Source organism: Cellulophaga sp. Hel_I_12 (assembly GCF_000799565.1).
Taxonomy (GTDB): Bacteria; Bacteroidota; Bacteroidia; order Flavobacteriales; family Flavobacteriaceae; genus Cellulophaga.
Map to the genome: position 1 here is coordinate 808,782 of NZ_JUHB01000001.1, position 22,236 is coordinate 831,017.

General features: G+C 35.4%; 17 protein-coding genes. 5 read left to right on the forward strand and 12 right to left on the reverse strand.

Features of this window, described 5'->3' with window-relative positions:
• Positions 1-10 precede the first annotated feature (10 nt).
• Positions 11-1,450 (forward strand): nicotinate-nucleotide adenylyltransferase, encoded by a 1,440-nt coding sequence (locus GQ45_RS03805; protein ID WP_047415248.1) that lies wholly within the window; start codon positions 11-13, stop codon positions 1,448-1,450.
• Positions 1,451-1,601: 151 nt separating this feature from the next.
• On the opposite strand, the gene bcp is transcribed toward GQ45_RS03805, so the two are convergent.
• Complete coding sequence (gene bcp / locus GQ45_RS03810) at positions 1,602-2,051, reverse strand: thioredoxin-dependent thiol peroxidase (RefSeq protein ID WP_047415250.1); 450 nt, start codon at positions 2,049-2,051, stop codon at positions 1,602-1,604.
• A gap of 104 nt (positions 2,052-2,155) precedes the next feature.
• On the opposite strand from bcp, the gene nth reads away from it, so the two are divergent.
• Entirely contained in the window at positions 2,156-2,818 is a 663-nt protein-coding gene (gene nth / locus GQ45_RS03815; RefSeq protein ID WP_047415252.1) for an endonuclease III, read from the forward strand.
• 19 nt (positions 2,819-2,837) lie between these two features.
• On the opposite strand, the gene GQ45_RS18115 is transcribed toward nth, so the two are convergent.
• A complete protein-coding gene (locus GQ45_RS18115) occupies positions 2,838-2,981 on the reverse strand; it encodes a hypothetical protein (protein WP_197056910.1) in 144 nt (47 codons plus the stop codon).
• A 71-nt stretch (positions 2,982-3,052) separates the two neighbouring features.
• Positions 3,053-3,634 (reverse strand): RNA polymerase sigma factor, encoded by a 582-nt coding sequence (locus GQ45_RS03820; RefSeq protein ID WP_047415254.1) that lies wholly within the window; start codon positions 3,632-3,634, stop codon positions 3,053-3,055.
• A gap of 249 nt (positions 3,635-3,883) precedes the next feature.
• Here GQ45_RS03820 and uvrA point away from each other — a divergent pair, with 249 nt between their 5' ends.
• Positions 3,884-6,664, forward strand: coding sequence for an excinuclease ABC subunit UvrA (gene uvrA / locus GQ45_RS03825; RefSeq protein ID WP_047415257.1), 2,781 nt, complete (start codon positions 3,884-3,886; stop codon positions 6,662-6,664).
• Positions 6,665-7,005: 341 nt separating this feature from the next.
• Complete coding sequence (locus GQ45_RS03830) at positions 7,006-8,289, forward strand: hypothetical protein (RefSeq protein WP_047415259.1); 1,284 nt, start codon at positions 7,006-7,008, stop codon at positions 8,287-8,289.
• A gap of 151 nt (positions 8,290-8,440) precedes the next feature.
• On the opposite strand, the gene GQ45_RS03835 is transcribed toward GQ45_RS03830, so the two are convergent.
• The 7 genes from GQ45_RS03835 to GQ45_RS03865 form a co-directional block, all read right to left on the reverse strand.
• Positions 8,441-9,184, reverse strand: coding sequence for a succinate dehydrogenase/fumarate reductase iron-sulfur subunit (locus tag GQ45_RS03835; protein ID WP_047415261.1), 744 nt, complete (start codon positions 9,182-9,184; stop codon positions 8,441-8,443).
• 6 nt (positions 9,185-9,190) lie between these two features.
• Positions 9,191-11,101, reverse strand: a complete 1,911-nt coding sequence (locus GQ45_RS03840; protein WP_047415264.1) for a fumarate reductase/succinate dehydrogenase flavoprotein subunit — start codon at positions 11,099-11,101, stop codon at positions 9,191-9,193.
• Between the two features lie 94 nt (positions 11,102-11,195).
• On the reverse strand, positions 11,196-11,858 hold the full coding sequence (locus tag GQ45_RS03845) for a succinate dehydrogenase cytochrome b subunit (RefSeq protein ID WP_047415266.1): 663 nt from the start codon (positions 11,856-11,858) through the stop codon (positions 11,196-11,198).
• Between the two features lie 251 nt (positions 11,859-12,109).
• Positions 12,110-13,564, reverse strand: a complete 1,455-nt coding sequence (locus tag GQ45_RS03850; RefSeq protein WP_047415268.1) for a lipopolysaccharide biosynthesis protein — start codon at positions 13,562-13,564, stop codon at positions 12,110-12,112.
• A complete protein-coding gene (locus tag GQ45_RS03855) occupies positions 13,564-14,835 on the reverse strand; it encodes a glycosyltransferase (protein WP_047415270.1) in 1,272 nt (423 codons plus the stop codon). The genes GQ45_RS03850 and GQ45_RS03855 overlap by 1 nt, the downstream gene beginning before the upstream one ends.
• Entirely contained in the window at positions 14,835-17,270 is a 2,436-nt protein-coding gene (locus GQ45_RS03860) for a YfhO family protein (protein ID WP_047415273.1), read from the reverse strand. The genes GQ45_RS03855 and GQ45_RS03860 overlap by 1 nt, the downstream gene beginning before the upstream one ends.
• 48 nt (positions 17,271-17,318) lie before the next feature.
• Positions 17,319-17,582 carry a DUF4834 family protein gene (locus GQ45_RS03865; RefSeq protein ID WP_047415274.1) on the reverse strand — a complete coding sequence of 88 codons (264 nt, stop codon included), beginning with the start codon at positions 17,580-17,582 and terminating at the stop codon, positions 17,319-17,321.
• 204 nt (positions 17,583-17,786) lie between these two features.
• Here GQ45_RS03865 and GQ45_RS03870 point away from each other — a divergent pair, with 204 nt between their 5' ends.
• Complete coding sequence (locus GQ45_RS03870; protein ID WP_047415276.1) at positions 17,787-18,836, forward strand: transporter; 1,050 nt, start codon at positions 17,787-17,789, stop codon at positions 18,834-18,836.
• A gap of 72 nt (positions 18,837-18,908) precedes the next feature.
• On the opposite strand, the gene GQ45_RS03875 is transcribed toward GQ45_RS03870, so the two are convergent.
• Positions 18,909-21,101 (reverse strand): radical SAM protein, encoded by a 2,193-nt coding sequence (locus GQ45_RS03875; RefSeq protein ID WP_047415278.1) that lies wholly within the window; start codon positions 21,099-21,101, stop codon positions 18,909-18,911.
• A 40-nt stretch (positions 21,102-21,141) separates the two neighbouring features.
• A complete protein-coding gene (locus tag GQ45_RS03880) occupies positions 21,142-22,098 on the reverse strand; it encodes a tRNA-dihydrouridine synthase (protein WP_047415280.1) in 957 nt (318 codons plus the stop codon).
• Positions 22,099-22,236: the final 138 nt, after the last annotated feature.

The following is a 22,236-nucleotide window of genomic DNA, read 5'->3' on the forward strand; positions in this document are numbered from 1 at the left end:
AGAATTAACAATGGCTTCTGTTTTAAAGAAAGATACCGTATTTGAGAATATCCCCTCGATAAAATCAAAGACACTTAGAATAAATTTAAACCCAGACATCTATGGTACCTTTTCTGAAATAGGTGCCGGCCAAGAGACTTCGGGTCATTTTTTCAGGTCTGGAGGGGCTTCTGGTACCATAGCGAAGGCTATGAGTGCCTATGATAAAGATTTTAGTGATGCTATTTACGGCATAGAAGAAGATGGGAGATACGTAACCCAAGCTCGACTAAAGAAAATGTTGAGTCATGAGATGACAAACATGGAAGATCGTATCAGCCGAAAAAAACATCCCGAACGTTTATTTTTTTCCTATGCAAATACTGTAGCTACCATTGACTTTTCAAAAAGGTACAAGGGCCACGGTTGGTTAGGAATTCGATATCAATTAGATCCTACCCAAAAAGAGTATGACGAAATAATTCTGCACGTGCGGTTTAAACAAAACGAGGCACGCCTGCAACAAGAAACTCTAGGTATTCTAGGGGTGAATCTGATTTATGGCGCTTTTTACAAGCATGATCAGCCTAGAAAAATTCTTAAATATCTTTACGACCATTTAGATAGAGATACTTTAGAATTGGATATGATTAATTTTTCAGGACCTAATTTCAAAAATGTCGATAACAGGTTAATGAGTTTGCAACTTATTAAAAATGATATGACTGATGCCGTTATGTTCGGTCCTGACGGAAATAACCTGCTACCTGCTGCCATTCTTTATAAAAAAAGTATTTTGGCCTTAAGAGGAAGTTTTCGTCCTGTTACTAAGGTAAATATGGACATGCTCAAAAAATCATACGATATTTTTGTGCGTGAACAGAGTGTAGAAGAAGAAAATACCATCGTTGTATTTGAAATTACCTTATCAAATTTAAAAGCTTCAGGTGAAATAGATGAACAAGATTTTATGGACAGGGCCGAACTCCTCTGTTCTCTTGGACACACCGTAATGATTTCGAAATTTCAGGAATATTATAAATTAGTAGAATACTTTAGTAATTATACCAAAGCCAAGATTGGTTTAACCATGGGCGTTAATAATTTAATTGATATTTTTGACGAAAAATATTACCGTCACTTAAGCGGAGGTATTCTAGAAGCCTTTGGTAAATTATTCTTTAAAGATTTAAAGGTATACCTCTACCCCATGAAAAATGAAGAGACAGGTCAGATCATGACAAGTAATAATGTAAAAGTACACCCACGTATGAAAGAATTGTATAAATTCTTTAAATACAACGGAAAAGTGATGGACATTATTGATTATGATCCTGAAATATTGCATGTATTTTCACGAGATGTTTTAAAGAAGATTATAAATCATGAAGAAGGCTGGGAAAAAGTATTACCTGAAGGAATTGCCGAAATAATTAAAGAAAAAGAACTTTTCGTACGAAAAGAAATATAATAAAAAGAGTACCTGTACGCCTAAACTTATACTTAAAAATGGCTATCTAAAGCTATAGATAGCCATTTTTAGTTGTTTGAAATAAAAGTTTAAATAACTATATTTAAGTTACTTAAAAACAACGTAATACATTTAAATAATATATTGAAACTTATAGCAATTGGGCTGCGTGATCTTTTGTTTTAACTTTATCGATAACCTTCGTAATTATACCGTCTTCATCAATAACAAAAGTTGTTCTGTGGATGCCGTCATATTCTTTTCCCATAAACTTTTTGGGACCCCAAACACCAAAAGCATTGATAACACTAAGATCCTCATCGGCTAAAAGAGGAAATGGGAAAAAATATTTCTCACTAAAATTAGCTTGCTTTTTCTCAGAATCAGCACTAACGCCTAACAATTCGTATCCTTGAGCTTGAAATTCTTCATAATTGTCTCTTAAATTACAGGCTTCCGCAGTGCAACCTGGTGTATTGGCTTTTGGGTAAAAGAAAACGATTAACTTTTTTCCCAAATAATCATCACTGTTAATAATGGTTCCATTTTGATCTTTTGACATAAAACTGGGCATCTTATCCCCTTCTTTTAATGTTTGCATAGCTATTTTTAATTAAATTCGTTCTTTGTAAAAATACAAATTCACTTTTTATATTGCTAAAATATAGGAATACCTTTTTATACATTCGTTGATACATTATTCAAATGACTAAAGCCGAAAAAGTTGCTTTTACCATAGCAAAACTCAAAGAACTATATCCCACAATTCCTGTTCCTTTAGATCACAAAGATCCCTATACTTTGTTAATTGCTGTTTTGCTTTCTGCACAAAGTACCGATGTTCGTGTAAATAAAATAACTCCTTTGTTATTCGAAAAAGCAGATAACCCGTTTGATATGATAAAATTATCGGTGGATGAAATTCGCGATATTATTCGACCAGTTGGTCTATCGCCTATGAAATCTAAAGGTATCTACGGATTATCAAAGATTTTAGTAGAAAAATACGATGGCATTGTACCAAAAAAAATAGAGCTATTAGAAGAATTCCCAGCCGTTGGCCATAAAACAGCAAGTGTTGTAGTCTCTCAAGCATTTGGAATCCCAGCTTTTCCTGTCGATACGCATATTCATAGACTCTTATACCGTTGGGGTTTTACCAATGGAAAAAATGTGGTTCAGACCGAAAAAGATGCCAAACGATTGTTTCCCAAAGAAATTTGGAATGATTTGCATTTACAGATTATTTGGTACGGTCGCGAATATTCACCAGCCAGAGCTTGGGATTTAGACAAAGACATCATTACTAAAACAATAGGAAGAAAAAAGGTGCTTGAAGACTATTATAAAACTAAAAAGAGCCGCTAATAGCGGCTCTTTTTAGTTTTTAGTTTAAGTTATTCTCAAACTGCATGTCGCCATAATTGACAATATTCAGGGATTTAGAATAATTCATCAGGAACGTTATAGTTTCTGGACATGCTTTAGCCAATTTGCAGGCATTTTGATTCTCAGAGTAAATTTTTTCCATATTAATTAGTATTGTTATGTTAAGATAACGACACTATTATTCAATTATTGTACAGTTCGACCTACGACCGATTAATTCGTTAAAACGATATTATTTTTCTCAATGACCTTTCTAAGGTTAATTAAAGCATATCGCATTCTACCTAAAGCAGTATTAATGCTAACTCCTGTGTTTTCTGAAATCTCTTTGAAGCTCATATCGCGGTAAATACGCATCATTAAAACTTCTTTTTGATCATCAGGTAATTCTTCAATCAGTAAATTTAAATCACAATCGATCTGATCTTTTATAATTTGTTTTTCAACGTTTAGTTGATCATCGCCGATCACAGAGAAGATATTAAAATCATCATTCCCTTCGAACATAGGCATCCTTTTGTTTTTTCTAAAGTGATCTATCACTAGGTTATGCGCAATTCGCATGACCCAAGGTAGAAATTTACCTTCTTCACTGTACGATCCTTTTCTGAGTGTTTTAATCACTTTAATAAAGGTATCTTGAAAAATATCTTCTGTGATATCCCGATCTAAAACTTTAGAATAAATAAAGCTAGAGATCCGCTGGTTGTGTCGGTTGATTAGAATTTCAAGCGCTTTTTCTTCGCCGTTGATATAATTTTTTACTAAAACTGAGTCATCAATCTGTAGTTCCATACAAATTACTTTTTTGGGTTAAAATTAGGGGGTCCTCTCCTTTGACGGTTTTGGACTTTTACTAAACTAAATTTTTAAAAAAGTAATTTTGCTGTATAGGCTTCTGTGTTTTTATTATATGTCAAATATACCCAAATAAGACACTTATAAAAAAAAGTTTGTTGTGATATGCAATATTTTTGATGTTAAAACGTGTATTCTAGTGAATGAAGTCTTCAAATCGTATCTTTGTGCTCCTTAATTACGAGTATGACTGCTATTTTAGATGTAAATCCAAAAGAAAATATAATAATAAAAGGAGCAAAACTCCACAACCTGAAAAACATAGATGTAATTATCCCAAGAAATAAGCTTGTTGTTATTACTGGTTTGTCAGGTTCGGGTAAATCTAGCCTTGCTTTTGATACCTTGTATGCAGAAGGGCAGCGTAGGTATGTTGAAAGTTTATCATCTTATGCAAGGCAGTTTTTAGGCAAATTAGACAAGCCCAAAGTTGACTATATAAAAGGTATAGCACCAGCGATTGCGATTGAGCAAAAAGTAAATTCTACAAATCCAAGATCTACCGTTGGTACGAGTACTGAAATTTATGATTACTTAAAACTGCTCTTTGCACGTATTGGCAAAACAATATCTCCCATATCAGGTAACGAAGTTAAAAAACATACCGTAAGCGATGTGGTAAGCTATATAAAATCATTTCCCGAGGGTACAAAAATGCTCTTACTAGCTCCTATTGTTATTCGTGAAGATCGAGATGCACTTAAATCTCTTCAAATATTTTCACAACAAGGGTACGCACGTATCAAATACAAGGGAGAGGTGATTAGGATTGATGATAGCATTACAGAAATTGACAAAGAGTTTAGTTTAGTCGTAGATCGTATTATTACAAAGGATGATGAAGACTTTTACAATCGATTGGCCAACGCTATAGATACAGCCTTTTTTGAAGGTAAAGGCGATTGTAGTATTGAAATTTTAGAAACAGGGGTACAGACACCATTTAGTAATAAGTTTGAAATGGATGGCATGAAGTTCTTAGAACCAAACGTACATCTTTTTAGTTTTAACAACCCCTATGGCGCTTGTCCTAATTGTGAAGGCTATGGGGATGTAATTGGCATTGACGAAGAATTAGTGGTGCCAAATACCGCATTATCGATCTACGAAAATGCAGTTTTTGCTTGGCGTGGTGAAAGTATGAGCTATTATCGTGACCAATTGGTCAATTCAGCGCACCAATCTAACTTTCCTATACATAAACCATGGTATCAGCTTTCTGAAGAGCAAAAACAGTTGGTGTGGGATGGAAATAGCCATTTTACTGGATTAAATGATTTCTTCTCCATGCTTGAAGAAAAAAGTTATAAAATTCAGAATAGAGTCATGTTATCTCGCTATCGAGGTAAAACGAAATGCAGTGTTTGCAAAGGGAAGCGTCTACGTAAAGAAACGAATTATGTAAAAATAAGTGGTCAATCTATTTCTGATTTAGTGGAGCAACCCATTGATGAATTGATACATTTTTTTGACTCGATCAATTTAAATGAAACCGATACTAAAATTGCATCGCGTTTACTCCTTGAAATAAAAAGCAGATTAGGTTTTTTGCATAAAGTAGGACTTAGTTATTTAACCTTAAATAGAAAATCTAATACCTTATCAGGGGGCGAAAGCCAACGTATAAATTTGGCAACCTCTTTGGGCAGTAGCCTTGTAGGTTCCATGTATATTTTAGATGAGCCCAGTATTGGCTTGCACCCAAAAGATACCGAAAATTTGATTACGGTATTAGAATCACTACGTGATTTGGGGAATACGGTTATTGTAGTAGAACATGATGAAGATATTATGAAAGCTGCAGATGAAATTATCGATATTGGTCCAGAAGCGGGAACACTTGGTGGTCATGTGGTAGCCACAGGAACTATGGCAAATATTTTGGCATCTTCTTCACTAACCGCCCAATATTTGAACGGAACCCTAGAAATTAAAGTACCGCAGAAACGACGCGCTTATAAAAATTATATTGAAATTATCGGGGCACGAGAAAATAATCTCAAAAATATAAACGTAACCTTTCCTTTAAATGTACTTACCGTAGTGACAGGTGTTTCTGGCAGTGGAAAAAGTACCTTGGTAAAAAAACTATTGTATCCTATTATTTTAAAAGAAGTAGGCGGATATGGTGAAAAAGTAGGTCAGTTTACCGAGGTGAAAGGAAAGTATAGCGATATAAAACATGTAGAGTTTGTAGATCAAAACCCTATAGGCCGATCTTCTCGTTCTAATCCTGTTACCTATATTAAGGCCTATGACGATATTAGAACTTTGTACGCTTCTCAAAAATTAAGCAAAATACGCAATTACCAAACCAAACATTTTTCTTTTAATTTAGATGGCGGCCGTTGTGAAAAATGTAAAGGTGAAGGCGAAATTACCGTAGAAATGCAATTTATGGCCGATGTACATTTAGAATGTGATACCTGTAAAGGCAAGCGTTTTAAAAAAGAAGTGCTTGAAGTAAAATTTGAAGATGCCAACATCGATGACCTGCTCAATATGACCATTGACGATGCCTTAAGCTTTTTTGAAAAACACCAACAGACCAAAATTTACAGAAAATTAAAACCGCTTCAAGATGTTGGCTTGGGCTATGTTACTTTAGGGCAATCCTCCTCTACGTTGTCTGGGGGCGAGGCGCAGCGAATAAAACTAGCATCATTTTTAGTCAAAGGAACCACCAAGGAAAAAGCGCTATTCATTTTTGATGAACCCACAACCGGACTTCATTTTCATGATATAAAAAAACTTTTAAAATCTTTCAATGCCTTGATAGAAAAAGGGCACTCCATAACCGTTATCGAGCATAATATTGATCTTATTAAATGCGCCGATTACATTATCGATTTAGGCTTAAGGGGTGGGCAAAAAGGTGGTGAACTTATTGTACAAGGAACCCCAGAAGAGGTCATTAAAAATACAGTTTCTTATACAGCGAAGTATTTAAGAGAGAAGTTAATGTAACAAGGTTAATTTGAAGGTTTCTTGATTTAAAGGTACTTCCTATTTTAATAAGGTAAGTCGTTGCGTGCAATTTAGTAATGCCTCAATTTTAATTGGTGTTAACTTGCAAAATTAGTGTCAAAAAAATACAGGAATATACATCCTTTCAACAATGAACCGACAAACAATTCCTATTATTTTTCCTAAACTTAAAACCAACACTTAGCATTCAGAACCCAATACCTAAAAAATAAATATCTAATAATCAGTAACTTAGAAGTTAATTAAATTTTTGGCACGTTGTTTGTAATATACTTACCGAATGTAAATAGTTGCATTCGAAAATTATAAAACCTTATATCATGAGAAATTTAATACTCCTTTTTTCAGCTCTATTTTTGAGCACCTCTGGTGCCATGGCTGTTAGTTTAGATGATAAGGTTGCACCACGCAATGCTTATAACAACAACAACTCCTTCATTTTTATTGAAGACGGAATCACATTTTCGGTGTATCCGGATGGTGAGTTTGATTTTTATATCGAAAACAATGCAGGTGTAAATGCGAACGTAAATTTTGGACGTACAAGTATCACCTTTAATTCTGGTTTTGATTATAATCCTTATGTTCAATATGATGATTTTGGAGCGGTTGTACAAGTAGAAAATGTTCCTGTGTTTTACGATTTTTATGGTCGTGTAACTCAAATTGGAGCTATAGATATTCGTTACAATAGAAATAGAGTATCTCGTTTAGGCGGAATGTATGTTTATTATGATAACAGAGGATTCTATAACAATCACCGTGGGTTTATCAACATTTATAATAGATCTTATGTATACCGTCCATTTCACAGGTATTTTGCAAGACCTTCTATTGGTTTTTGTTTGGTGAATATAAATCCTTACAGAAGATTTTATCAGCCTGTACGCTACACCTACTACCGCCCATACCGTTACAATACACGTAATACGTATGCAACAATAGGTAGAGAACATAGATATAATAATGTACGTGCTTCAAGAGCAAACGTTTACAGAAATGACAATAGAGTGGCCGTAAGAAGCACAAGCTCAAGAAATAAGGTTTCAAGAAATGACGGATACCGAATTTCTAATAATGATACTAGTAGAAAATCAGTAGGCAGAAGTTCATCTAATGCTAATAGAAATGAAGTCTCTAGAAACGGTAATTACAGAACAGCTGATGCTTCTAATCGTAGCGCTAGTAGATCAATAGAAAGTTCTAATAGCAGTTCTAGAGCGACAGCTAATCGGACAACTGCCGCTAGAGAAAGCGCTAAAACTGTTAGCCCTAGAAATTCAAGTGTAACTAGAGCATCTAGTACTCCTTCTAGTAGAAGTGTCACTAAAAGAGAAGTAACGACTGCGCCAAGAAGTACTACTGTAACAAGAAGCAGTACTACTACGTATAGAAAACCTGCTAGTAGCACTTCGAGAAGTGCAAATACCGTTGCTAAAAGAAGTTCAACTTCGAGAAGTCCGGAAGCTTCGCAAAGAAGTTCTTCTTCAAGAAGCAAAACAGTAAGCACAAGAAGTACTACGGCTAAAGTAAAAAGTAGTACTCCTACAAGAACAACAAGAACAGCGACTGCTTCGAGAAGCCGAAGCTCTAGAGGAAATTAAAAATAGTTTTTAGGTTGGTTAGTTGTAAAACCCCGTAGCGAATAATGTATTCCTACGGGGTTTTTTGCTGAAGTAATTCGGCATTTATAATATTTATATCGTTTACAATAAAGGGCGTTTCAATGCTATTTATTGCGTGTAGTGTGCTTTTTTAACCCAATAGTTTTGATTTTAGTACTCGAGCATTCATTTCAGCGATATTAATTATCGAAATACCTTCGGGGCATTCTACTTCGCATGCACCGGTGAAGGTACAACTACCAAAACCTTCAAGCTCCATTTGATAGGTCATCTCTGCTACACGCTTATGTTCTTCAGCTTTACCCTGAGGTAAATTGTTTAAATGATTAATTTTTGCTGAAGTAAATAGCGCCGCAGAAGAGTTTTTACAGGTAGCCACACAAGCACCACAACCAATACATGCAGCAGCATCCATAGCTCGATCTGAAATATCTTTAGGTACAAGAATGGCATTTGCTTCTGGCGCACTACCCGTTTTTGTACTTATATAGGCTCCTTGTTCTATAATTCTATCAAAAGCAGAACGGTCAACAACTAAGTCTTTAATAACAGGAAATGAGGCTGCTCGCCAAGGTTCAACTACAATAGTATCGCCATCTTTAAAACTACGCATATGCAATTGGCATGTGGTCATATGATCATGTGGACCATGAGCGCGACCATTGATAAATACACCGCATTGTCCACAAATACCTTCTCTGCAATCGTACTCAAAAGCAATTACTTTCTCGTCTTTTAGAACTAATAATTCATTTAAATGATCTAGCGCTTCCAAAAAGGACATGTCTTCCGTTAAACCATCTACTTCATAATCTCTTATAGCTCCTTTATCTTTTGGTCCTTGCTGTCGCCAGATTTTGAATGTTACTTTCATAGTGTATTACTTATAGCTTCTTACCGAAGGTTTTACAAATTCGAACGCTAATACTTCTTTGTGTAGTTTAAATTCACCCTTTTTGTATTCCCAAGCAGATACATAACTGAAGTCTTTATCTACACGAATGGCTTCACCTTCTTCAGTTTGAAACTCTTCTCTAAAATGTGCACCACACGATTCTTCGCGCTCTAGCGCGTCTGTACACATCAAAATTCCCAATTCAATAAAATCGGCCAAACGCAATGCTTTTTCGAGTTCAGTATTCATCTCTTTGTCATTCCCGGTGACTTTTACTTCACTCCAAAATTCTTGCCTAATGCTTTTAATTTCAATTATAGCTTTTTCTAAACCGGATTTATTTCTACTCATGGCACATTCCTTCCACATAACCTTTCCAAGCTCTCTATGAAAATGATCAACTGTTTTTGTTCCGTTTACAGCAAGTACTTTTTTGATGTAAGCCCTGGTTTCATTCTCCGCTTTGTCAAACTCTGGATGGTTTGTTGTTGGCTGATCTGTTTTTATTTCAGAAGCCAAATAATTATTAATGGTATTCGGCAAAATAAAATAGCCATCAACACTTGCTTGGAGTAATGAATTAGCACCTAACCTATTAGCTCCATGATCCGAAAAATTACATTCTCCTATAGCGTATAGACCAGGAATAGTTGTCATTAATTCATAATCTACCCAAAGTCCACCCATTGAGAAATGAGCTGCCGGTGAGATTTGCATGGGCTCCTTATACGAATCTATACCTGTGATTTTTTTGTACATGTTGAATAGGTTTCCATAGCGATCCTTTATGGTGTCTAATCCGTATTTTTCGATCGCATGTTTAAAATCTAGGTACACTGCATTCTTTAACCTACCAACTCCAAAACCGGCGTCAATACGTTCTTTAGCTGCGCGGGATGCAATATCTCGCGGTGCTAAATTCCCAAAACTAGGATAGCGTCTTTCTAGATAATAATCGCGCTCTTTTTCAGGAATATCATTTGCCTTTCTCGTATCTGCCTTTGTTTTTGGCACCCAAATACGACCATCATTTCGGAGTGATTCAGACATCAATGTAAGTTTAGATTGTGCCTCACTGGATTGGGGCAATGCTGTAGGGTGAATTTGAGTAAAACTTGGAGCTCCAAATAGTGCTCCCTTTTTATGAGCTTTCCACAATGCGCTCCCATTGCAGCCAATGGCCAAAGTTGATAATCTAAATACACGGGAATAACCTCCGGTTGCCAATACCACCGCATCAGCAGCATATCGCTTTAATTCTCCAGAAACCAAGTCTCTAACAATTATGCCCTTTGCTTTTCCATCAATCACGACTAAGTCGAGCATTTCGCTACGTGGAAACATTTCTACTTTTTTGGCGCGAACCATTTTGTACAACTGAGAATAAGCCGCTAAAAGTAATTGTTGTCCCGTTTGTCCACGGGCATAAAATGTACGTTGAACTTGTACACCACCAAAACTTCGGTTCACTAAAGTACCGCCATATTCTCGTGCGAAAGGCACACCCTGTTGCACAAAATGATCTATAAGTGGAGCAGAGAGCTCTGCTAACCTGAAAGTGTTGGCTTCCCGAGATCTAAAATCACCGCCTTTCAACGTATCATAAAACATACGAAAAATACTATCCCCGTCATGCTGATAGTTCTTAGCCGCATTTATACCTCCTTGAGCAGCAACAGAATGCGCACGCCTTGCGGAATCTTGGTAGCAGAAGCACTTTATATCATAACCCAACTCTGCTAACGTAGCGGCTGCACCTGCACCGGATAGCCCAGACCCAACAATAATGATGTTGAGTTTTTTCTTGTTTGCTGGGTTTATCAACTGTGACTTAACTTGGTAGTTACGCCATTTATCTTCTAGTTTTCCTTCTGGTATTTTTGCATCTAATTTCATGTGTTTCTATTTATTTTTAAAGAGGTCACATAGAACACTCAAATAGACATTTCTTTGTTTGTTTAGCATTCATTGTAAATACGTCATCTCCGACTTATTTGAAATAAACAATAAATGGAATAATCCCGAAACCAAAACCAATAATAACGGCATAGACTAAGGCTATATTGGCTATAATTTTTAGGGCTTTTTTATGGTAAAACCCTAAAGTTTTAAAGGCGCTTTTTAATCCGTGATGCAAGTGAAATGCCAATGGAATTGATATTAAGGTATAAAAAAGCACATAGTATATATTTTGAAATAAGCTATAGGTCACTTCATACACATCTTTATTTCCATATGCGTCAAGCATTACTTCATTTCCTAACCCTAATTTTATACGTGCCCAAAAATTTGTAAGGTGAATAATGATAAAAATCAAAATAAGTATTCCAAGTACCCCCATATTTTTTGAAGCCCAGGTGCTGTTTTCTTTGGAATTATTTAAAATATATTTCTGAGGTTTAGCTTTGCGATTATGAAGCGTTATTAGCAAGGCGTAAACCGCGTGAAGAATAATAGAGAGATATAAAAGATAGGCTATGATTTTAATGAATAGGCTTTCTCGTAATGTAGTTGAATAAGTGTTATATAAATCTTTTGCAATTGCCTCTGGTAATAGTAAAATACAATTGGCAGAGAGGTGTACCACTAAGAATAGACAAAGAAAAAGACCAGTTAGTGCAATTATCGATTTTCTAAAAAAGAGTAGATTCATTGAGACTGATTTTTATATTTCATTTTATTGCAAACAATCTAAAAAGACCATAAGGTATTTATTCAGGTTTACTAGGCTTTAGTTGTTTTCTCATGCCGATATAAAATGGCTCAGAACAAAACAGTTTAATGTACTTTTCAGATCCCTATTTTCACCATTTTTTTTATATTCTATCACTCCTAGGACAAACCCCAAATTAGCTTCGTCATGATATACATCCTTGATGGTTAGTTTTCAACAAAAAGTTGAGCTCACTTTTTAATGTATTTTGATAAAATGTTGTACATATCTACAGACCATCTAAATTTATACAAAAACCAGGTATAAATAAGTACAACCAAACTACTTTTAATACCAATATTCACCAAGGGATGAAATGGAAATGAAATAAAATAAAATACAACCCCTATAAAACAAAGTAAAAGTAGCACTTTAGCTAAAGCTGGGGTAAACGGAAGGATACCAAAACGCATTTTTACAAAAACTAACTTTATGGTGTTGTAAAAGAGTAAGGCTGCAAACGATGCGTAAGCGGCACCAAGCAAGCCATAAATGGGGATCAACCATAGGTTTAAAAGTATGGCAAGTATAGCCACGACAACACCCATCATCAAAAGGGTCTTATAATAATCTGAATTATACAAAATGGAGTTATTGTTTCCTAAAGCCGCATCAAACACCTTTGTTAATCCTATTAAAAAAACAACTAAAAAACCCTGACTATAGGCCGGATCTAATAATTGATACAAATCCTCTAGATTCATCATGATCAGCACAAAGAGTAAGCCCGAAATAATAAAGAGCGTTAAAGAACTTTTATGATAAAGTTTTTTTAATCCTTCAGCATCATTATTATTTAAAATTTCGGCTGTTAGTGGATAGGTTATTTGATGCATAGCCCTTGAAGGTACGGCAATTGCTGTTGCCATAAAAATAGCTACACTATAATAAGCTACATTGTCTATTTTGATAAATTGATTAATCATTACTTTATCTGCCTCAAATAAAACCACTGCCACTGAACCGCCTATGATAATTAAAACACTATATTCTACAATAGTTTTAGCGTTTTTAGGAAAATTAAAATCTATTTTAGGGAAGCGTAATTTAAAGGCGTATAGCTTCATGAGTACTGTTCGTAGGATATAAAGCACAACTAATGCTTTTAAAAAAGTAGCCACACTTATCCAATCAAAATAAACGCCCAACAATAATATAGCTACTCCGATCCGCACAAAAACCTCTTTCATAAAATTGCCGAATACTGATTTCATATGAACGCGTGACCATGCATAGAAAACCTCAAAATAGGCCATCGCCATACCGATCAAAAAAATATACCAGACATAATCTTTTACAATAGGATTTTCTTTAGACATAAAATTGCCAATTGTGGCATTAGCAAAATAAGCAATGGCCATAAGAGGCAATATCACAAGCAGAGGCATAAATAACATCATGGTTAAAAAACCATCACTATGTTCTGATTTTTTAAACGAAGAAAAATATTTTACTAAGGTATTTGGCACACCAAAAGCCAATAAAGGCATTAGTAAAGCCGAAGCTGATAAAATTACCCCCACTAAACCATAATATTCTGCAGATAGAAACTTAGTGTATAAAAACATGGTATTTATCGCACCAAAGCCAAAACCGATATAGGTAATGATGGTATTATTTAGCGATTGTTTAAATACAATGCCCATTATAGTTCTGTTGCTAGTTTTTTAGTGAGCGAATATCTGCTATACATTTCAATATTTTTTGACTGTACAGTCAGCTGCTTGTTTTTAAAAGCTTGAAACCAATGTACCACTAATTTTTTCAATTCCCCTTCTTCACTGTAGTTAAATGTTTTACCTGAATTAGTAGCTTTAATGATAGATGCTACCTCCCAGTTATCTGGCCCAATTGCTAAAATGGGACGTTTAGCTGCCATATATTCAAATAATTTACCGGGAATGATCCCTATTGTTTCTGGAGAATCAATTTCAGCAAGGAGTAAAACCTGAGATTTGCGCTGAAGTTCTAAAGCTTCGTCATGCGACACATAGGGCTTTAAGACTACATAAGGTTCAAGTCCATAAGTGTAGATGGTGTGCAACACATCATCACTTACTACCCCTATTAAATTTAAACGAACAGCTTCTTTAAAAGCTTTATTTTCCTGAATCAGTGCCGCCAAAACTTTCCACAAATTTTGTGGATTTCTTCCCGTTAATAGGGAGCCAATATGGGAAATCGTAAATTGAAGATCTAAGATTGCCGTACCCTCATAATCACTATCATAACCATTGGTTATTACCGTAATAGGTTGTTGAGTGATCGCTTGAAACTCTTTTTTAGTCGTTTCACTAGTGACCAAAATTTTATCTGCCGAGTTTAAAACTAAGGCTTCAAGTTTTTTATGCTTCTGCTTAGAAGACTTGGTCAGTTTTAATTTTTTATGGTAGCCAATAGATGTCCAGGGGTCTCTAAAATCGCTGATCCATGAAATGGCCAAGTCTTGTTTTAAATGAAGCCCAATTAAATGTACGCTATGCGGGGGACCTGTCGTAATTATAGTACCAATTTTTTCATTTTCAATAACTTTCGCTAAATAGGTTACTGAGGGTTTTACCCAATATTTACGAGCATCAGGAATAAATAAGTTTCCACGAACCCATAAAAGTAGTTTTTCTAAAAAAGATTGGTTTTTAGTTTGAATAATCCCTGAACTGATGCGCTTCGTTTTTTTTGACGATAGAAAACTGGCTAGACCATAAGGCTCAAAAATAGGTTGCTTGTATATTTTTATGCCTTCGGGCATACCTTTTAACAAGGCCTGGTCTACAATAGGATAGTTTGGATTTTCAGGAACATACAAAATAGGCTCGATATCAAAATCTCGCAAATAGGTCACAAATTTTAACCATCGTTGTACTCCAGGCCCTCCGGCAGGTGGCCAGTAATACGTAATGATTAATACTTTTTTCATTATTCAATACCTTTTTTACCAGAGCGCCAAAATGAAAATCCAATAGCTGCTAAAATTAAAAGTCCTAAAAGTCCTGTACTGGCTAAAACAATGGTAGAACCTTGTTGAATCACTTGGGGTTCAAACTTAAATTCTATTGTATGTTTTCCTAGTGGAATTTCTAAAGCCCTTAAGGCGTAATTAACTCTAAAATGTGGTTTTAAAACACCATCTATATAAGCGTTCCAGCCTTTTTCATAATACATTTCAGAAAAAACGGCCAAGCCCTTATTGGAATTGGTAGCTTCGTAAATTAAATGATTAGGTCTGTATGTTGTTAGTGTTATTTTGGCTAAAGAATCTTTTTGATAGTCAAAACTTTGAATGGTGTTAAATTTAGCCGTATTTACTAGCGCCGTATTTTTCGTATCTAAGTCTTTTAAAGCTAAAATTTCTTCATTTGCAGTAGTCACTTCCTGGAGTTCTGTAACAAACCAAGCATTCCCATTTGCGTCAGGGTTCATGGCAGGGTAGGTATTCCCATCCTCATCCTGCTGCATCACATATTTTACATTCAACATGTTCAATACATTAATATTGCCCCTATAAATATGAAAATCAAACAGGTCTTGCATTTTTGCAGGTTTTGCGGCATGGTAGCCTCCTATAGATTGATGGAAATAAGAGGTACTTGCACCATTAAGCCCTTCGGCTGGATTATACACCCTAAATATACTTTTATCTTGTTTTAGCTCCTGATCTACAGGTGTTTCTGGAAATGGTATTGCCATGAGCTTAGCACGAACAAAATCGTCGTCATTTACATAACGTTTGGCAACGCCCACTAAATCAAAGAGAACTAGTAGTCCGACTAGAACAACCAATACATTTTTATTGAATTTTTCTTTGATAAAAAACCACAGCACTAGTGCGGTTAAGAGTACATAGATTAAAGAGCGAATTGTATCGCTTGTATAAACCGCTTCACGATCTAGACGAATCATCGTCATTAACTCATTGCCGTAATTTTGCTCTAGAAAAGAATCACTAGCGCCTTCAAAATGAAATAATCCTTTGCTTATAAAAATCAATATCCCCAATCCAAAAGTAATGCTAAAGCTTGTTTTCAAGGCCTTCAGCTTCTTGGCTTTTTCAATGCTTGTATCAAATAAAGCGGCCAAAGCCAATATGGCCAATATGGGCACGCATAGTTCTAAAATAACCTGTATAGAAGATACCGCTCTAAATTTATCATACAAGGGAAAATAGTCTATCATAAAATCGGTTAAAAGACTAAAATTCTTTCCCCACGATAAGATTAAAGACATGATCACCCCCCCTAAAAGCCACCATTTTGCTTTTTTTTGCACTAAAAACAAACCTAAAAAGAAAAGGAAAAATAATACTGCACCTACATAGGCCGGAGCTGAAGTTCCTGGTTGATCACCCCAATATAAGGGCATACCACTTGTAAAATCTAATGCTTTTGATTTTGAAATTCCTTTTTCAACCAAAAACTCGAATGTTTTAGAATCTTCCCCTAAATCTTCGCTATTAGATCCTCCAAACAACCTAGGGACAAAAAGATTTAAAGATTCTGTAATACCATAACTGTATTGGGTAATATATTCTTTACTTAAACCACCTGTATTTACTTTCTCGGTTCCATCGGGTGTTATGGTTAATTCGCTTTTACCTCGGGTACTCCAGTCTGCATATTCTTTAGTGGCCAATAAGCTTGTGGCATTCGTCGCAATTCCTAAAATAACGGCTATCAACAAAAGGGCTAACGATGCCATAAAATGTTTGACTTGTTTTTTACGCACTGCATCAACCAAATAAACCACGCCTAAGATCAATACTAAAAGCATAAAATAATAAGTCATTTGGTAGTGATTGGCATTTATTTCTAGGGCCATGGCCAAGGCGGTCAAAATAAAGCCCCAGACATATTTTTTTCGAAATACTAAAACAATGCCTCCAAGTAGCATGGGAAGATAGGCTATCGCATGCGCTTTGGCATTATGCCCAACGCCTAGAATTATAATTAAATAGGTAGAAAAACCAAAGGCTAGCGCCCCCAAAACAGCAAGTCGGTAATCTACTTTTAAACAAGATAATAAGATATAAAAGCCCAATAAGTATAAAAAAAGATAATCTGCTGGTCGAGGCAAAAAACGTAAGCTTAAATCTAACTGTTTAATATAATTATGCGGATAATGTGCACCTAACTGAAAGGTAGGCATGCCTCCAAAAGCACTATTGGTCCAATAAGGTTCTTCTCCTGTGCGCTTTTTAAATTCAATTTGCTCTTGCGCCATTCCTGTATACTGGGCAATATCGGACTGGAAAATAACTTTTCCTTGTAAAACAGGCGTAAAAAATGCCAAAGCTGCAACAATAAATAGGGCTATGGCAAAAAAATGTATTAAAAAAGCTCTAAGATTACGCTTCATCAGGTTGGTTGGTGTTTATTTGAATTAAAGGCTTATTAAAAAGTGAAATTAGTCAATTTCTTCAAAATCTATATATTCTCCAACTTTTTTTGAAGACTTTGGATTTTTAGAGGTTTTTGATTTAATAATTACATCGCCTTCATCTGTGGTTTTTGTTTGCCGTTGCGGATCAAAACCTTCAAATTTTTCTCTAAAATGCTTCTCAGCCTTTTTACCGGCATAATTCAATATTTTAGGTGCAAAGATTTTTAGCAATATTTTAATTGCATAATATACTAATAGTATGATTAAAATCGTTGTAATAAAACCCATGGTACTTTAATAATTAATACCAAAAATACGATTCTAACCGTTCATTTTAACCTAGCAAGTCTTAAAAAAATAATAAAACCGCTAAAGTAGCTATGTAAGTATTTAAAATTTATATCCCTAGTCAGAAGGAACACAAGCCATCATCATAACCATCATTTACGCTTAAGACCTAACTAATAGTTAAGATTTCTCTAAAAACGAATCATGAAAAACTTTTTATTTTTAATTATTTTACTTTTTACCTTCACTATTCAAGCACAATATACAGATGTAATTAATTCTAACCGGCCAGGACAATCTGTTAGTGCTTACGCGGTTGGTCGAAATGTTATTCAGGTAGAATTTGGCCTTGGGTATGAGCAACAAGAACATACCGTATTATTAACAGATGCCTCTATTTGGAACACCGAAATTGCCTTACGTTACGGTTTATTATTCGAAAAACTAGAAATCACTTATGAAGGTACTTTTCAAAAAGAAGACATTAACTATCAAACGTCACAAACCGATGCCTCCTTTACTGATTTTACCAGAAATCGATTAGGCCTTAAATATTTAATTTATGATCCTTTTAAAAATGAAGAACGCAACAAGCCCAATTTATTGAGCTGGCGTGCGAATCATAAATTCAAATGGCGTAATTTATTACCAGCCGTTTCTTTGTATGCAGGGGCTACATTTGTATTAGGAGAAAACCCCTATTACTCGGGAGATCCTATTGCTTCTCCAAGAGTTATGCTGGCGACACAAAGCAAAATTTCTCCGAGAGTAGTGTTTATATCAAATATCGCTTACGATCGTATTGGTACTGAGTTTCCTGAAATGAGTTATATTGTTTCGTTAACACACGCTTTTCGCAATCCCAAATGGAGTATCTTTTTAGAGCAGCAAGGAATAAAAAGTGATCGTTACGCTGATGCGTTATATAGAACAGGTGTAGCCCATTTACTTTCTAAAAACTTACAAGCTGATGTTAGTTTTGGCGGAAGTTTTAAAGATACTCCAACACGTATGTTTGGAACTATTGGAATGTCTTACCGATTAGATAAACACGTGGATGATGTTAAACCTATTGACGAGCAAAAAGGAGGGCAAAATGGTCAAATTGGAAAACAATCTATGAGTAAAAAGGCCCGAAAAGCAAAAAAAGGCAGTGGCGCTGAAGATGTTGATTTAGGACCCACTAAAAAGCAACTCAAAAAGCTAAAAAAAACCGAGAAAGCGAAAAGTAAAAATGATGAGATTGATTTTTAATTGTGGATACTAGACATAAAACTGTTAGATTAAAGCCTTATTAGTCCATTTTGGAGCATTAATAGCTTAAAATTAAACCGTTACCAAACCAATTGATTTTAAGGTATTGATGGATTTCGAAAACCAAAACAATTCAAAATCTTCGAATTTTACTTCAAAGTCAATTTTTACATCCTTAATAAATACGGGTTTTTCTTTATTTAGCCTCCATAAGGCTAAATTTTCAACTAGCCACTCCCCTTTTTCTTTATCTAAAGTGATTTGAGTACTGTTTCTATGGTGATGAAATGTTAGTTTTAATACTTCCCAAGTCTGTCCCTTTTTAGATTTTGTGTACATTTCTTGTCGGGGCAAACTTCCCAACCAAATTACCTTTGCCGTTGGTTTTATCTTATAGTCCATCTCTACATTTAAACATGCCGCAATAAAGTTTGACTTTATTTGGGTTTTCGGAATCTTAAAATCGAACCAATTTTGTAAGGGTGTTTCAAACCCAATACCATGCATGTAATTGAAGAGCGATTTTTTTAATCCGAAACTGAATTTGGAATGATCTATACCTGTAGTATCCTTAAAATCAATGTCGTTATTCGCGAAGGTAATTTCTTTTAAATCGGGTACTATACCGTATTCAGACGGATTAATACCAATTGGGCTATGTGCCGTTAGCGCAAATTGATGCCAGAAACCAGATTGCAACACGCCCACCTCAAAAAGCTGACGCACCATTTCTAAACTATCTACCGTTTCCTGTACTGTCTGTGTGGGGTAGCCGTACATTAAATACGAATGTACCATGATGTGTGCATCCGTAAAATTACGGGTTACCTGAGCCACTTGAGAGACCGTAACACCTTTATCTATTAATTTAAGCAAACGATCCGAAGCAACTTCTAAACCGCCAGATACCGCAATACAACCAGAAGCCTTTAATAAATAACACAAATCTGCTGTAAAGTTTTTCTCAAAACGAATATTCGTCCACCATGTAACCACTACCTTTCTTTTGATAATTTCAATGGCTAAAGCTTTCATAAGTGATGGTGGCGCGGCTTCATCCACAAAATGGAATCCGTTTTCGCCAGTTTGTGCGATGAGTTCTTCCATCCGATCCACTAAAATAGTTGCCGCAATAGGCTCATATATTTTAATATAGTCTAAAGAGATATCACAAAACGTGCATTTTCCCCAATAACAACCATGGGCCATGGTTAATTTATTCCACCGACCATCGCTCCATAAACTATGCATGGGGTTGGCAATTTCGATAACAGAGATATAGGCATCTAAAAGCAAATCAGAATAATCCGGAGTACCCACTTCACTTTGTTTATAATCGGGTTGTGTAGCATTATTTTTAAAAACAATGTTGCCGTTTTCTAATACATAGGTGCGTTTAAATTGCGGCTCAGACAGGTTCTCATTTTGAAGCGAGTTTACTAAAAGTTCCACAGGTAATTCGCCATCATCTAAGCTGATATAATCAAAAAACTCAAAAACGCGTTGATCTGTTAAAGAGCGTAATTCGGTATTTGGAAACCCCCCACCCATCATTATTTTTATCGCTGGGTGCTGTTCTTTAAGGTATTGAGCACATCGAAATGCACTGTACAAATTACCGGGAAAGGGCACAGAAAAACCAATTAGTTTGGGTTGTACTTGCTGAATGGTATTTTCGAGTAAGCGCAGTGTTATCTGATCAATGTACGTAACATCATCTTGCAAAAAAGCATACAACTCATCAAAGGAATTAGCACTTCTGCCTAGACGTTCCGCATAGCGACTAAACCCGAAATTGGCGTCTACGCATTCTACTATAAAATCAGATAAATCTTCTAAATACAAAGTAGCCAAGTGTTTGGCTTTATCTTGCAAACCCATTTCTCCAAAAGCCCAATCTAAATCATCTAATTGCTGAAAACGCGATGCTTCAGGTAAAAAACCTTGGGTGCAAATCTGTCGTGCAAAAGTTGGATTATTTCCTTGCAAAAAAGCAATTACAAGCGAAATAGTGCTTATATAAGACTCTTTTAGGGCAAATATACGTTCACAATTTTTGGAAATAATAGTTTTATTATCCAATGCAAAAGTGAATATATGTTCTAATTCTTGCTTTGAAAACAGCTCTAAAATAACCTCAATTCCTAAATCGGACTGAAAACAAGAAATATGTTTAGTATTCAGAAAACCTTTCAAATAGGCCGTTGCTGGGTAAGGCGTATTTAATTGTGTAAAAGGTGGCGTGATGAGTAAAACGTCTTTCAAAATTAATTTTAAAGTTGGTCTGTAAAGGTAAATGAATAGTTTAGGCCAAGGATACTTCTTTTTTTAGAATTTCGGCAACAGCACTGCGGTAAGCTGCGGGATTATTTGCCTTTTTTATGGCTTTATAGGCCTTTTGAGGGTCCGAGAATGATTGTGCAAAGAATTCCCAAAAGCCTAACATTTTCATTTTTATAGGTGTTGGTCCTGATAAAAATTCATCGTACTGCTGGTAAATGGTATCGTGAAATTCTTTAAAAATTTCAATTCTGTCAGCAGGGTATGCTGTGGTACCTGCCTTAATCATACTGGGTAAAAAAGGGTCGGCAATTAAGCCACGCCCAATCATAAAATGATCGATACTCGGGAAGCGTTCTTGCATTTTTTTAAATTGTGCCACACTTGTAATGTCACCATTATAGTATAATTTATGAGTGGTACTTTCAATACAGCGCTGAAAGGCATCTAAATCTACCCCCCCTTTATACAATTGCTTTCCAATACGGGCATGGATAGCAATATTTTTAATCGGATATTTTTCTAAGACTGGAAATGTGTCTAAAATTTCACTGCTATTTTCATACCCCATTCGCATTTTCATCGATACGACAATATCGGTTTCGCTATGCACTCGATCTAAAATATGATTTATTTTATCTGCTTCTTTTATTAATCCCGAACCCATTCCGCGTTTGGTGACCATGGGGTACGGGCACCCTAAATTCCAGTTCAGCTCTTTATACCCTAAGTCTTGAACATACTTTACGACGAACAAAAACTCGTCTGCATCGTTGGTCATTACCTGTGGAATGACATTTAAAGTTGTATTGTTTTCTAGTTGTAAATCGCGCTGATAAGACGATTTTATGACCAATTTACCATCTAAGCGAATGTAGGGAGCATAAAAAGTATCGATTCCGCCAAAAAATTGCTGAAAAGCATTTCGGAAGCGAAAATCAGTGAATCCCTGAAGTGGTGATGATAAAAGCGTAAAACTCATAGATGTAGTATAAAAAGCAAAGATAATGCTATAAGTGATAAAGAAAATAGAAAAAAGACTTGAGACAAGAGGCAAGATACTATCAAACAAAAAAGTATAGACTAGTAAAGCCTTATACAATGAAACATTTCTTAACCG